Below are 15,454 nucleotides of genomic sequence, written 5' to 3'. Positions count from 1 at the left end.
ATCCGCTATATACAAATATTTACAATTAAATATATGTATTATATTATGAAATTAAAGGGTATTTATTTTTCAATAGTATGTAATAAAAGTAATTTATATACTATTAAAATGAGGATATGTTGTAATAAATATTTTATATAGTAAAAATAATTGAAATTATCTCAAAAAATAATTTTAATTTTCGAAATTTTCATTCATATTAAAAAGGATATTTATACATAATATATTAATCAAAATGAAAGAGGGGTTATATTTGTTAAATTTTTTTGAAAGTATTAATGGATTTTTGTGGAATTATTTTTTAATCTTTGCGTTGTGTGGGACAGGTATATTTCTCACTATTTCTTTTAAGGGAATTCAAATCACTAAATTTGGAAGGGCATTTAAAAAAGTATTTTCATCTATATCTATAAAAGGTAAAAGAGCTAATGAGGATGGAATGTCTTCTTTTCAAGCACTAGCTACAGCGGTGGCATCTCAAGTTGGAGCAGGAAATTTAGCAGGTGCAGCTACAGCAATTACATCAGGAGGACCTGGTGCAATTTTTTGGATGTGGCTAAGTGGATTTTTTGGAATGAGTACAATATTTAGTGAGGCTGTTTTAGCTCAAATTTATAAGAAAAAAGTAAATGGACATATGGTAGGAGGACCAGCTTTTTATATAAGAGATGGACTTAAAAAACCAGTTTTAGCAATGTTTTTTGCAGTTGGATATATAATTTTTGGATTGTTTGATAATACTGTTCAAGCTAATTCATTAGGTAAGGCTTTTATTAAAGCGTGGAATGTCCCAAGTATAGTTATAGGATTAATAATAGGTATACTTGCAGCAATAGTATTTATAGGAGGTATAGGAAGAATAGCTTCTTTATGTGAAAAAGTTGTACCTTTAATGGCTTTAATGTATATAATTGGTGCAATAATCATAGTGGTTATGAATGCATCAAACATAGGACTTGCTTTTAAAATGATTTTTGTGTGTGCTTTTAGTCCTAGAGCAGCGGCAGGTGGATTTTTAGGAGCTTCTGTGAAACAAGCTGTGAGATATGGTGTAGCAAGAGGATTGTATTCCAATGAAGCTGGTATGGGAACTACTCCACATGCTCATGCAGTAGCAAAAGTTAAACATCCTGTACAACAAGGATTATCGGCTATAATTGGTTTGTTTATTGATACTTTTGTAATATTAACATTAACAGCTATAATAATTCTTGTAACAGGAGCTGCAGATGGAAACATTACAGGAATTGAACTTACTCAAAACGCATTTAAGAGTGTTTTTGGAAATGCAGGATTATATTTTATAGCTGTAGCATTATTCTTTTTCTGTTTTACTACAATAATAAGTATATACTTTTTTGGAGAATGTAATTTTAGATATTTGTTCAAAGGAAAAGGTTTAATAATTTATAAGATACTTATGTTTTGTATAATTGTAATTGGTCCTAGTCTTGAAGTACAAATGGTATGGGAGTTTATGGATACCTTTAATGCGATTATAATTATACCAAACTTAATAGCTTTACTTGGACTTGTAGGAGTAGTTAAAAAATCTATTAAAGATTATAATGAGAAATTTGAAAAGAAAGCTGTCTCTAAAAGTAATGATATAAATATGTAGTTCTATTAAATGACTTTGATTTTAAAACTCCCCTTAGCCATTAATTTAAAATGGATTAATGGGAGTTTTTTATGTTTTATTCTTATTCTTGAACATAAAATTTCATTGTGTTTCTAATTTTATTAAGATTATAGTTGCTTTATTAAAATTTATAAGATATTTTGATTAGTATATATTTTAACTAAATTTAGTTAAAAACAAAAACAATTTAGTATATAATATAAACAAGAAATTAACTATATAATAAGGAGATTACTATGAATATTCAAATATATGGAACTAGAAAATGTTTTGATACTAAGAAAGCAGAAAGATATTTTAAGGAAAGAAGAATTAAATATCAATTTATAGATCTAAAACAAAAGGCTTTAAGCAAAGGTGAGCTTAATAGTGTTAAAAATGCAGTAGGGTTAAAAGAACTTATAAATAATAAAAGTAAAGAATACACTAGATTAAATATCGAACATATAACAACAAGTAGTGTGAAAGAAGAAATACTTTTAAATAATCCAAAGTTGTACAAAACTCCTATAGTTCGTAATGGCAGAAAAGCTACTGTAGGATATAAGCCAGAAATATGGAAAGAATGGGAATAAATGATTCAATAAAAAAGCAAATAGATAGAGATGGAATAAGATTAGTTTAAAGTGTTAATTACTATGGGATAACCATAGTAATTTTATTTTTTGTTAAAATTAAAAAAATAAATGACTAAAAGTCATAAAAATTTTAAATTAGGTAAATAATATTAGTAAAAATGCCAATACATAAAAATAAAGGGAGATGCGAGTATGAAAAAATTTGCAAAAGTTATATCAAATAATCCAATTAAAGTAATAATTATATCAGTGTTATTAATATTTCCGGCGTTGTATGGCATGTTCTCAACGAGAATTAATTATGATTTACTAACGTATTTACCTAAAAATTTAGATTCTATGAAAGGTCAACAAATATTAGAAAAAGATTATTCTGATGCAGCTACATCAATGCTGATAGTAGAAAATATGGAATCTAAAGATATAGTAAAAATAAAAAATCAAGTAGCAAAAGTAGAAGGGGTTAATAAAGTAATTTGGATTAATGATATTTTAGATACAAGTATTCCAAAGCAAATATTACCACAAGAAATTAAAGATGGTTTTTACAGCAAAAACTCTACAATGTTAATAATTAAATTTAATGAATCTGCTTCTTCTGATAAAACACAAAATGCTATAACATCAATAAGAAAAATAACTAATAATCAATGTTTTTTAAGTGGTGTATCAGCAATTGTTAAAGATACTAAGGACTTAGCAGATAAAGAAACACCGTTTTATGTATTACTTGCAGTTATATTTTCAGTTATAGTTCTTTCACTAACAATGAAATCTGCAATTATTCCTTTTATATTTTTATTAGAAATTGGTTTAGCCATAGTATATAATTTTGGAACTAATATATTTTTAGGCGAAATATCTTATGTTACAAAAGCACTGGCGGCAGTACTTCAACTTGGAGTTACCATGGATTACTCTATATTTTTACTTCACAGATATGATGAAGAAAGAGAAAATTTTCAGGATAAGCATGAAGCAATGGCACAAGCTATTTCTAAAACAATAGGTTCTATAGCGGGAAGTTCACTTACAACAATAGCAGGATTTTTAGCACTGTGTGTTATGACTTTGGGTCTTGGAAAAGATATAGGAATTGTAATGGCTAAGGGGGTACTTTTAGGAGTTGTTTGCACAGTGACAATATTGCCAGCTCTGATTTTAGTATTTGACAAACCTATACATAAGTTTAGCCATAAAACACTATTACCTAGATTTGAAAAAACAGCTGATTTAGTCACTAATAAATATAAGTTGTTTATAGTATTAGCTTTGTTATTGTTTGTTCCAGCTATATATGGCAATAATCATACAAAAGTTTATTACAATTTAGATGAATCTTTACCGAAAGATATGAAGTCTATTATAGCTACTAATAAACTTAAGAAAGATTACAATATGACAACTACTCATTTTATTATAGTGGATAATAATTTAGAAAGTTATAAGACAAAAGAAATGTTAGATAAAATTGAAAATGTAGATGGTATAGATAAAGTACTATCTTATAATAAATTAATTGGTGCCTCTATACCTGAAATTTTTATACCACAAGATATAAAGGAGATTTTTAAGCAGGATGGGTATAATTTAATAATTGTAAATTCAAAATATAAAGCGGCAAGAGATGAAGAAAATAGGCAAATAAGTAAAATAAATAGTATAGTAAAAAGTTATGATAAGAATGCTATGGTAGCAGGAGAAGGGCCGCTTACCAAGGATTTGATAGAGGTTGCAGATAAAGATTTTAAACATGTAAGTTCAGTTTCTATAATGGCTATATTTGGGATAATACTAATTTTATTTGTGTCAGGTTCAATACCAATAATGTTAGTTGCAGCAATTCAATTGGCAATTTTTATAAATATGGCAATTCCATATTATACAGGAACAGAAATTCCTTTTATAGCTTCAATAGTAATTGGTTGTGTACAGCTTGGAGCAACTGTTGATTATGCAATACTTATGACTACTAGATTTAGAGAAGAGATAAGAAATGGTTATGATAAATTTGAAGCTATGAACATAGCTGTAAAAGGCTCAGCAAGGTCAATAGTAACCAGTGGATTTACTTTTTTTGCAGCTACATCTAGTGTTGGCATAATTTCTAATATGGATTTGATAAAAAGTTTATGCGGCATGATTGCAAGAGGAGCTCTTATAAGCATGGGGGTAATAATATTTATTCTTCCTTCGATTTTATTAGTATTTGAAAAGTTCATAAGAGTTACTTCAAAAAATTGGGATAAAGATCCTAAAGTTAAGTTAAATAATAAAATGGCATAAGATTACTTGAAGGAGAGGATTGTTATGAATAACAAGAGTATTTTGAAGAAAATAATTAGTTTAGTTATTGTAATATCAATGGTTAATTCTTTTACAGTATATGCAAAGACACCAGTAGTTAAAGATGAATCAGTTTATACTATATTAAATCAAGAGGGAAAAGTAAAAAACAAAATTGTTAGTGATTGGCTTCATGCAAACTCTAAAATATCACAAATCAATGATAAATCAATACTTAAAGATATTCATAATGTAAAAGGAGAAGAAACTCCACAAATTAAAGGAAATAATGTTATTTGGAAAACAAATAAAAAAGATATATTTTATCAAGGAAATACAAGTAAAGAGCTTCCACTACAAGTTAGTATTAAATATGAATTGAACGGGAAGAAAATAAAACCCCAAGAGCTTGCAGGTAAGTCAGGAAAGATAAAGGTTAATATTGATTTTATAAATAAATCATTTAAAAATGTTAAAGTAAATGGCAAGAATAGAAAAGTATATACACCGTTTGCTACAGTAACGGTAGTAAATTTGCCAATAAACAAGTTTAAAAATGTAAAAATAAATAATGGAGAAATAGTTTGTGATGGAAATAATCAAATTGTAACGGCTGTTACTATGCCAGGATTAAAGGAAAGTTTAAGTGTTAGTAGTAAAGTGAATGACTTAATAGATTTAAATGATGGTTTAGAGATTACTTCAGATGTAAATAATTTTGAGATGCGTTCTATAATGGTTACAGCAACTCCAAAACTTCCAGAAATTAAAGAACTAAAAGGTGTTAAGAAGTTAGATGAGCTTGTAGATGGTATAAGTAATTTGAAAAAATCTAGTGGTAAATTAGTAAGTGGTAGTGAAAATTTAAAAAAAGGCAGCGAAAAATTAAAAGAAGGATTAAATGAGGCGGCAAGTAAAGTTAAGAAATTGGAAGAGGATATAAGTAAAAATAAAGAAAAAACAGATTTGATAAAATATGATAATAAAGTATCCTTAGAAAGAAAGTTAATGGAAGATGCGTTCTTTGCAAAAGATTTAGATACATCTATGTTAGATATGGCAGCTGTATTTTCAGATGAAAAAAATAAAAAGCTTTTAGAAAAAACGATGAAAGATTATAAAGAGTTACATTTAAATACAATAATGAAATTACCAAGTATGAAGAATGTTGCATCAGAAGATAATGTAGAAAAAATTAGTAAATTAGTAGATGATACATATGATATATCTAAGATTGATAAAGAAAAGTTAAATGATGTAGTAAATATTTTAAGTGAAAGTGATGTAATAATTAAATTAGCAAAGGATACACAAAAATTATATGACAATATAGATGTAGAAAAGTTTAATTCTATTATGAAATTATCGAAACAAGAGGATAGTATATCGAGAATTATAGAATGTGCTAATAAATTAGATAAAAGTATAAAATCTAAAAAGCTAAAACCACTTGTAGAATTATCTGAAAATAAAGAGAAACTAGATTTGTTTTTAAAATCTAGTAAAGAATTATCTGAAATGAATTTAGATAAAATTAAAGATAATGTAGATAAACAAAATTTAAGTGCATTAAATTTTATAGAATCTACTAGTTTTTTAGATGATAGTAAACAATTAAATTCACTTAAAGACTCCATAAATAAAAATACACAACTTACAAAACAAGAAAAAGAGAAGTTAGAGATGCTGATAGAAGTTTCGAATGATTCTAGAAATAGTATGAAAAATACAACATCAGCTATGAATACTATGAAAAGTAATATTGAAAAAATTGATTCATTAAAAAAAGACTTAAATTCTGCATCAGTCTTATTTAATGAAATTGATGATAGTATGGAGTATGTTAATAACACTATAATTCCTACTAACAATGAACTCCTTGAAGAACTTACAAATATAAAACCTGTGCTAAATGATGTATCAAAAGATGTTGATTATATAAAAAGTTTATCATCTGAATTTAATAAAGTTGATAGTCAATTTAAAAATAATAAATTACTTATTCAAACATTACAAAAAAATTCGATTTCAGAAACTGAAGTATACATGAAAGAAATAACTCCGGTATTTATTTCTATGAAGGATGATGTAGATGAAAATAAAAAAATTCTAAAATCAGCAAAAGTAGTATTACAAGTATCAAAGCTTAGTGGTGGATTTGAAAAATATATGGATAAAATAAGTGCACTACAAGAAGATATACAAAATACAAAACCTATTATAAGTACTATTGAAAAAAATATGACTGAGGATAAATTATTACAATTAGAAAATGCTCCTAAGCTTATTGATAAATTTAAAGAAATTCAAAAAGATTTAAAGGATAGTCAAGATATATTAAATGTTTTAAGAGAAACATTAGACGAGGAAAATGTAAAAAACACAAGAAAACTAATAAATGCAGTACCAGTACTAACAAAGGGTATAGAACAAATTACAAAAGGTTCAAATGATTTGGATAGTGGGCTGGAAAAATTATCAGGAAATATGAAGAAGTTTAATGATAATGGGATTGTAAAACTTCATGATAAATTTAATAATAAAACTTCAGATATACAGGAATTGATGGATATAAAAGATGAAATAGTAAAATGTTCTAATGAGTATAAAACATTTACAGGTGTTACTAAAGATATGGAAGGTAAAGTAAAGTTTATAATGAAAACTGAGGATATCAAAGTTCCCAAAATAAAGGAAATATCTAAAGATTTTTAAGTATTAAAAAAGGGTTGAAAGCTTTAAGTTAAAGTTTTCAACCCTTTTTATAAGTCCTATTTTACATGATTTTAAAAAGAATATGTTGTGTAAAAAACACTTGAATAAGGTTTTCTATGCAATGTGTGCCTTTCCTCTTATTAAGGGTAAAATTATAAAAAAACATATTAGAAAATTATATAAATTAAATATTTACAAAATATTAAAAAAATATGTGTTGACTATTAGTCATGGTGTAATATAATGTAATTGTGATAAATGACTAAAAGTCATATTTAAATAGGGAGAATTTGGGTACATAAAAGTATAAAAAGGGGATGTAATAATGAAAAGGTTTGGGAGATTTATATCTAAAAATTCTATTCTAGTTATAGTTATATCTGTACTATTATTATTTCCAGCATTATTTGGCATGATATCAACGAGAATTAATTATGACTTATTAACTTATTTACCTAAAAATTTAGATTCTATGAAAGGTCAACAAATATTAGAAAATGACTATTCAGATGCAGCAACATCTATGCTTATAATCGAAGATATGGAAGCTAAAGATATAGTAAAGATAAAAAATAAAGTATCAAAAGTAGAAGGAGTTAATAATGTAATTTGGGTTGATGATCTTCTAGATACAAGTATTCCCAAAGAAATATTACCTGATGAACTTAAGAAGGGGTTTTATAGTAATAATTCTACAATGTTAATAATTAAATTTAATGGCTCTTCTTCTTGTGATGAAACTCAAAAGGCTATAGCATCCATAAGAAAATTAGCAAATAAGCAATGCTTTTTAAGTGGTATGTCAGCAATTGTTAAAGATACAAAAGATTTGGCAGATAAAGAAACTCCATTTTATGTACTACTAGCAGTGATATTTTCAGTTATAGTTCTCTCGTTAACTATGAAATCAGCAATTATTCCATTTATATTTTTGCTAGAAATAGGTATAGCAATATTATATAATTTTGGAACAAATATATTTTTAGGTGAAATATCCTATGTAACAAAAGCTCTTGCGGCGGTACTTCAACTTGGAGTTACCATGGATTATTCAATTTTCTTACTTCACAGATATGATGAAGAAAGAGGAAATTTTGAGGATAAGCGTGAAGCTATGGCAGAGGCTATATCAAAAACTATAGTTTCAATAACAGGAAGTTCACTTACAACAGTAGCAGGTTTCTTAGCTTTATGTACTATGAGCTTGGGACTTGGAAAAGATATAGGAATAGTAATGGCTAAGGGTGTACTTTTAGGAGTTATATGTACAGTAACAGTATTACCAGCTTTAATCTTAGTATTTGATAAGCCTATTCATAGATTTAGTCATAAGACAGTACTTCCTAGTTTTGAGAAGGCAGCAAATTTAGTAACTAAAAAGTATAAAGTATTTATAGTATTATTTTTGTTGTTGTTTATTCCAGCTATATATGGAAACAATCATACAAAGGTTTATTACAATTTAGATGAATCACTTCCAAAAGATATGGAATCTATTGTTGCAACAAATAAATTAAAAAAAGATTATAAAATGACAACTACACATTTTATTCTTGTAAGTGATAAAGTGAAAAGTTATAAAGCAAAAGAAATGATTAAGAAAATAGAAAAAGTAGATGGTATAGATAAAGTTCTTGCTTATGATAAATTTATAGGACCTGCATTACCAGAAAGTTTTATACCAAAGGATATTAAGGAAATATTTAAGCACGGAGGATATAATTTAATAATTGCAAATTCAAAATATAAGGCAGCAAGAGATGAAGAAAATGCTCAAATAGATAAAATAATTACAATAGCAAAGAGTTATGATAGTCATGCTATGGTAGCAGGGGAAGGACCTCTTACTAAGGATTTAATAGAAGTTGCAGATAAGGATTTTAAAAATGTAAGTTTTGCTTCTATAATAGCTATATTTGCAATAATATTACTTCTATTTGCATCAGGTGCAATACCAATTTTATTAGTTTCTGCAATTGAATTAGCTATTTTTATAAATATGGCAATTCCATATTATACAGGAACGGTAATACCTTTTATAGCTTCAATAGTAATTGGTTGTATACAACTTGGAGCAACTGTTGACTATGCAATATTAATGACTACTAGATTTAGAGAAGAAATAAGAAATGGTTATGATAAATTTGAAGCTATGAATATAGCGGTTAAAGGTTCAGCAAAATCTATAGTAACTAGTGGACTTACTTTCTTTGCAGCTACATCAAGTGTTGGGATAGTTTCCAATATGGACTTAATAAAGTGTTTATGTGGAATGATTGCAAGAGGAGCTCTTATAAGTATGGGAGTAATAATATTTATACTACCTTCAATTTTATTGGTATGTGAGAAATTTATAAAGGTTTCAACTAGAAATTGGGATAAAGAGTCAGAGTTTAAATTAAAAAAACAAATAGCTGAAAGTAACTAAAAGGAGATGGGGGTATTATGAAAACGAAGGGTATGTCAAAAAAGGTTATTGCTTTGGTTATCATGGGTACTATGTTAGGAAGTAATGTGGTATATGCTGAAGATGTTGTAGAAAAAGAAGAATCAGTCTATGTTACTTTAACACAAGAGGGTAAAATTAAAGATGAAATAGTAAGTAATTGGCTTCATAGTGATGATAAAGATGCAAAAATAGAAGATAATTCTATTTTAAAACAAGTAAAAAATGTAAAAGGTGATGAAATACCAAAAGTTGAAGGAAATAAATTGATTTGGGATTCAAAGCAAAATGATATATTTTATCAAGGTAAAACCGATAAAAAATTACCTGTAGATATAGATATACGTTATTATTTAGATGGAAGAGAAATAAAACCAAAAGATTTAGCTGGTAAGTCAGGTAAGATAAAAATAAAGGTAGATTTTAAGAATAATGATGCTCATGTAGTTAATATAAAGGGAAAGAATAGAAAAATATATACTCCCTTTACTACAGTAGCAGTTTTAAATTTCCCAATGGATAAATTTAAAAATGTTGAAATTAATGAAGGTAAAATGATAAGTGATGGTAACAATCAAGTAGTTACTTTCATAGGGTTCCCAGGAGTAGAAGATAGTTTAGATTTAGATAAATATGATTTAGGTGAGGAAAAAATTAATATACCACAAAATTTAGAGGTTACAGCAGATGTTGATAAGTTTGAATTAGGACCTGTTATGATTACAACAACTCCTGAACTTGTAGATTTAGAAAAGCTTGAAGAAGCAGACGAAGTAGATGAACTAAAAGATGGATTGAATGATCTTGAAGATGCAGCACAAAAATTAGTAGATGGATCTAATGAATTAAGTGATGGAGTTCACGAAGCAAAAAGTAAGCTTCAAGAAAAACTAGATGAACTGGATGAAAAATCACATTTGACAGATTTAGTTGAAAAGGATGAGTATGTAAATGGAGCAAGGCTTTTAATTAAAGATTCATTTGAAGTATTAGGACTAGATACATCTTTATTAGATTTTTCAACAAAGTATGCAACTAAGGATAATATAGAATTAGCAAAAACAGTATCGGATGATATTAAAGATTTAGATATGGACAGTATACTAGACGATGATAGTATAATTAATGATTCGTTTTTAAAATCTTTACCAGATTTTTTGACAGATGAAAATATAGATAGTGCAAATAAATTGATGGATCGTACAGATGAATTATCAGATGTTGATATGGATAAAATAAAACCATTTAAAAAATTAATGAGAGATTCAAGAGAATTAACTACCATAGCAGATTATGGAGATACTTTATATAGAGAATTAGATGATAGTAAATTAGAGCCTTTAATGCAATTTATTGGTTTAAAAGGTTATTTTAAAAGAATATATGAAGACGCTGTTAAAGTTAAGAGTATAAGTGAAAGACATATTGAACCTGCAATGAGAAAATATATTGATGATAAAAAAGATCAATTAAAACCTGTAATTGAGCAACAAGTAAAGGAAGCAACGGCGACAAAGAAGCAGTTTGAAAGTGCTAAGAAAGTAATAGAAAAAGGAGTTGTTCCACCAGAATTAAAACCATTATTAACAAAATTAGTTGATAAGGGAATTGGTGTAAAAGAAGAACAACTAAAGAGTATTATTGCAAAGGGAAAACTAAGTGAAGAAAATAAAAAAGAGTTATTGTATTTAGTGGAAAATGCTATAAATGTTCAAGAAGCAAAATTAAAAGATGTTATTAAAGTAGGAAAATTAGATGATGAAACTAAAGCATATGTAAAACCAATAGTTAATCAGATTATAGTTACAAAGAAAAACGTAATGTTAAAAGCTATAAATGAAGAAAAATTGACAAAACAACAAATTGGAGAAATATGTGCAATAATTGATAAAATTGATAATAAAGTTCTAGATGCAAAAACAAAAAAAATGTTAAAAGGAGCACTGCAAACTGGAGCATACAAAGGTAATGATAAATTAAAGAAAAATATTTCAAATATAGTATCTTTAGCCTATGGTGAAAAAATGAAGGAGTTAAATAAACTTATTGATGCAGGGACCATACCAGAACAGTTAAAACCTGAAATTACAAAAATGGTAATGGGAGCGTTAGAGTATAAAAAAGATTCTCTTAAAAAAGCTATAGAAAGTGGAAAATTAGATGAAAGTGCTAAAAATGATTTAAATAGAATTGTATCAGAATCAATGGTAGTTGTAAAAACAAAAATGAAAAATAACATAGAAAGCGGAACATTAGATGAATCTGATAAGCAAACTTTAAATACAGTAATAAATGAAGCAATAAAGACAATAGATCAAAAGCTTAAAGAGGTAAATGAGTTAATGGATAAATTAAGTAAAAATAAACCATTAACTAAATCTCAATTAGAAATGATTGTAGATGTAATTAAGAAAAATAACCAAGAATTAGAGACGGCAGTTGAAGGAAGTGATTTAAAAGACAGATATAAAAAAGAAATTAGTGATATAATTGATTTGGTAAATGGTACTGTAGGTAATGAAGAAGTATTAGATGGTTTTGTAAGTTTAGAAAATATGAAACTAAATATTGATACAATAATGAGACACACAGATATGAATAAAACAAAAGAAAGTATACATTATGTATCAAATTTAGTACCTCAAGTTAATGCATTTAAAAATTATTTAGATAAGCATAAGTATGCTTTAGACGAAGCTAAAAAAGCTTTAACGGATGATAATATTAAATATGTAAAAGATATGACTGAAAAATTAAAAGACATGAAGAAAGATTTAGATGACAATAAGGAAAACATTGATACAATAAAAGATTTATTAGATAAAAGTAAGAAATTTTTAGATGAAAATAAAGATTTTGATATTGAAGACATGAAAGATAAAATGAAAACATTAAATAAAGATTTAGACAGAGTTAAACCAATATTTGATCAAATGAAAGATGAAATGGAACAAAAGGGGTTAGAAGAAAAATTAGATGACGCTCCTGAGTTATTAGAAAAAGTTAATAATATGAAAAAAGATTTAGAGATGAATAGAAAAGTTTTAGAATTGACACAAGAAGCTTTAAATGACAACAATGTAAAAATGGCTAGAGAGCTTATGGATGCACTTCCAGATTTAGAAGATGGTATTGATAAATTAGAAGATGGATCAAAAGAGCTTTCGGATGGTATGGATAAATTTAAAAAAGAGGGTATAGATAAGATTGACGATGAGTTAAATGAAAAAGTGGATGATGTTGAAGAATTAATGGATACAAAGGATGAGATTGTAAAATTATCAGATAATTATAAGACGTTTACAGGTATAGGTAAAAATATGACAGGAAAAGTTAAGTTTATAATGAAAACTGAAGAGATTAAGATGCCAAAGGTAGAAAAAACTGTGGCTAAAAAGACTAAAGACGAAAAAGGTGGATTCATTCATTGGTTAAAGAATTTGTTCCATATTAAATAGCTCGGCAATTAGTAACTCAACTTTCGTAGGTGAAAAACAGTCGCTACGGGAAATGATATTTTGATGTAAAACCGTTAACTTCATAAAGTAATTCTAAGAATTACTAATTCAACTTTTGTAGATGAAAAATAGCTGCTGCGTGAAATGATATCTTGCTTAGAAACCATTCACTTAATTATTATTAAAAGTTTCTTACGCAATATATCATTTTTCCCGTTAAGCAGTATTTTTTTATTGCAAAAGTCGAGTTGTTAAAAAGTAGCTCTTTGAAATTATAAATTTTACATTGCCACTAACTATAGAAATTGAATAAAATATATATGAAATTCATAAGCTAATAGACAGAATATTACAGAGCTAAACGTATACATAAGAAAAATATTCAAGTAAATGTTTACATAACTTGATTTATTAGTTAGTATAAACTAAAATTGCATTAGTAAAAGGTTTATAATTCAATTTAGGAGGTCTTAAACATGTCAAAAGGTTTACATTTAGATTTAAGTAAGACAGCACCATATTTAAAAGAAGAAGAAATAATGAATTTACAACCAATGGTTACTGCAGCACACAATATGTTAAATGAAAAAACTGGTGCAGGTAGTGACTTTTTAGGTTGGGTTGATCTTCCAGAAGATTATAATAAAGAAGAATTTGCAAGAATTAAAAAAGCAGCAGAAAAAATAAGAAGTAATTCAGAAGCATTAATAGTTATAGGTATTGGTGGATCATATTTAGGAGCAAGAGCTGCTATAGAAATGTTAAATCATACATTTTATAATTCACTTTCAGCTGATAAAAGAAAATCTCCAGCAATATTTTATGTTGGAAATAATATAAGTTCTACATACATGGCAGATTTATTAGAAACTGTAGAAGGAATGGACATATCAGTTAATGTTATATCAAAATCTGGAACAACTACAGAACCAGCTATTGCATTTAGAATTTTTAAAGAATTACTTGAAAAGAAATATGGAAAAGAAGGAGCAAAAGAAAGAATATTTGCTACAACTGATAAAGCTAAAGGAGCATTAAAAACTTTATCAGATGCAGAGGGTTATGAAACATTTGTAGTACCAGATGATGTTGGAGGAAGATTTTCTGTTTTAACAGCAGTAGGACTTTTACCAATAGCAGCATCAGGAGTTAATATAGATGAAATGATGCAAGGTGCTCAAGAAGCAAGAAAAGCATATGTAAGTGATAAAATAGAAGAAAACGATTGTTACAAATATGCAGCAGCTAGAAATGCATTATATAGAAAAGGAAAAAATATAGAAATGGTAATTAACTATGAACCATGTCTACATTACTTTGGTGAATGGTGGAAACAATTATACGGAGAAAGTGAAGGAAAAGACAATAAAGGAATTTTCCCAGCAGCTGCAAATTTCTCAACAGATTTACATTCAATGGGACAATATATACAAGAAGGTTTAAGAAATTTATTTGAAACTGTAATAAATGTAGAAAATCCAAGAAAAAATGTAACAATAAAACCAAATGATAATAACTTAGATGGATTAAACTTCTTAGCAGGAAAAAATATGGATTATGTAAATAAACAAGCATTTAGAGGAACATTACTTGCACATAATGATGGTTCAGTTCCTAACATGGTTGTTAATGTACCAGAGTTAACTCCATACTATTTTGGATATATGGTATATTTCTTTGAAAAAGCTTGTGGAATTAGTGGATATATGTTAGGTGTAAATCCATTTAATCAACCAGGAGTTGAAGCATATAAGAAAAATATGTTTGCTCTTCTTGGAAAACCTGGATATGAAGATATGAAAGAAGATCTAGAAAAAAGATTAAAATAGTTAAAGTATGGTACAATATATTAGATTAATGTTGTATTGTAGGTGATGGAATGAAGATACTAGTTGATGCTGATTCTTGTCCAGGAAAGCAAATTATTGAAAAAGCAGCAAAAAAATATAAAATAGAAGTTATCATGTATTGTGATTTAAATCATATTATTAAAAGTGATTATAGTACTGTAAAATATGCAGATAGTGGCTTTCAAAGTGTTGACATGAAAATTATAAATGAAGCACATGAAGGTGACATAGTTATTACACAAGATTATGGAGTAGCAACTATGGCACTTTCAAGAAAAGCTTATGCTATAAGTCCTAAAGGGTATATTTATGATAATGAAAATATTGAGAAACTTCTATTTGAAAGACATATTGCTTCAAAGGTAAGAAGAAGTGGTGGTAGGACAAGTAATCCTAAAAAGAGAAAAAGTGAAGATGATATTAGGTTATATAATAACTTAATAAAATTAATCAACAAAGCGAGTAAATAATATATTATA

The 15,454-nt window shown here is 27.1% G+C and carries 8 protein-coding genes; all 8 read left to right on the top strand.

Annotated elements, in window-relative coordinates:
- Nucleotides 1-235 precede the first annotated feature (235 nt).
- A complete protein-coding gene (locus ACFIJ5_RS15155; RefSeq protein WP_379808485.1) occupies nt 236-1,621 on the top strand; it encodes an alanine/glycine:cation symporter family protein in 1,386 nt (461 codons plus the stop codon).
- A 257-nt stretch (nt 1,622-1,878) separates the two neighbouring features.
- Nucleotides 1,879-2,217: an arsenate reductase family protein gene (locus ACFIJ5_RS15150; protein WP_379808483.1), complete on the top strand. Its 339-nt coding sequence runs from the start codon at nt 1,879-1,881 to the stop codon at nt 2,215-2,217.
- 195 nt (nt 2,218-2,412) lie between these two features.
- Nucleotides 2,413-4,506, top strand: coding sequence for an efflux RND transporter permease subunit (locus tag ACFIJ5_RS15145; protein ID WP_379808481.1), 2,094 nt, complete (start codon nt 2,413-2,415; stop codon nt 4,504-4,506).
- A gap of 24 nt (nt 4,507-4,530) precedes the next feature.
- Nucleotides 4,531-7,221 (top strand): hypothetical protein, encoded by a 2,691-nt coding sequence (locus ACFIJ5_RS15140; protein WP_379808479.1) that lies wholly within the window; start codon nt 4,531-4,533, stop codon nt 7,219-7,221.
- Between the two features lie 325 nt (nt 7,222-7,546).
- A complete protein-coding gene (locus ACFIJ5_RS15135; RefSeq protein WP_379808477.1) occupies nt 7,547-9,649 on the top strand; it encodes an efflux RND transporter permease subunit in 2,103 nt (700 codons plus the stop codon).
- Between the two features lie 17 nt (nt 9,650-9,666).
- Nucleotides 9,667-13,125 carry a hypothetical protein gene (locus ACFIJ5_RS15130; protein ID WP_404660715.1) on the top strand — a complete coding sequence of 1,153 codons (3,459 nt, stop codon included), beginning with the start codon at nt 9,667-9,669 and terminating at the stop codon, nt 13,123-13,125.
- Between the two features lie 476 nt (nt 13,126-13,601).
- Complete coding sequence (locus tag ACFIJ5_RS15125; RefSeq protein ID WP_379808473.1) at nt 13,602-14,954, top strand: glucose-6-phosphate isomerase; 1,353 nt, start codon at nt 13,602-13,604, stop codon at nt 14,952-14,954.
- Between the two features lie 50 nt (nt 14,955-15,004).
- The gene (locus ACFIJ5_RS15120; protein WP_379808471.1) at nt 15,005-15,445 is read left to right on the top strand and encodes a YaiI/YqxD family protein; all 441 of its coding nucleotides are present in this window, start codon (nt 15,005-15,007) and stop codon (nt 15,443-15,445) included.
- Nucleotides 15,446-15,454 lie beyond the last annotated feature (9 nt).

The organism is Haloimpatiens myeolchijeotgali (genome assembly GCF_042688525.2).
Taxonomy (GTDB): Bacteria; Bacillota; Clostridia; order Clostridiales; family Clostridiaceae; genus Haloimpatiens.
Note: the sequence above shows the minus strand (reverse complement) of the source record. Positions and strands in the feature narration are given on the sequence as shown.

What these genes read in the sequence shown, in the direction of transcription:
- ACFIJ5_RS15155 (WP_379808485.1), top strand. Translation starts at nt 236, where the DNA reads ATGAAAGAGGGGTTATATTTGTTAAATTTTTTTGAAAGTATTAATGGA.
- ACFIJ5_RS15150 (WP_379808483.1), top strand. Translation starts at nt 1,879, where the DNA reads ATGAATATTCAAATATATGGAACTAGAAAATGTTTTGATACTAAGAAA.
- ACFIJ5_RS15145 (WP_379808481.1), top strand. Translation starts at nt 2,413, where the DNA reads ATGAAAAAATTTGCAAAAGTTATATCAAATAATCCAATTAAAGTAATA.
- ACFIJ5_RS15140 (WP_379808479.1), top strand. Translation starts at nt 4,531, where the DNA reads ATGAATAACAAGAGTATTTTGAAGAAAATAATTAGTTTAGTTATTGTA.
- ACFIJ5_RS15135 (WP_379808477.1), top strand. Translation starts at nt 7,547, where the DNA reads ATGAAAAGGTTTGGGAGATTTATATCTAAAAATTCTATTCTAGTTATA.
- ACFIJ5_RS15130 (WP_404660715.1), top strand. Translation starts at nt 9,667, where the DNA reads ATGAAAACGAAGGGTATGTCAAAAAAGGTTATTGCTTTGGTTATCATG.
- ACFIJ5_RS15125 (WP_379808473.1), top strand. Translation starts at nt 13,602, where the DNA reads ATGTCAAAAGGTTTACATTTAGATTTAAGTAAGACAGCACCATATTTA.
- ACFIJ5_RS15120 (WP_379808471.1), top strand. Translation starts at nt 15,005, where the DNA reads ATGAAGATACTAGTTGATGCTGATTCTTGTCCAGGAAAGCAAATTATT.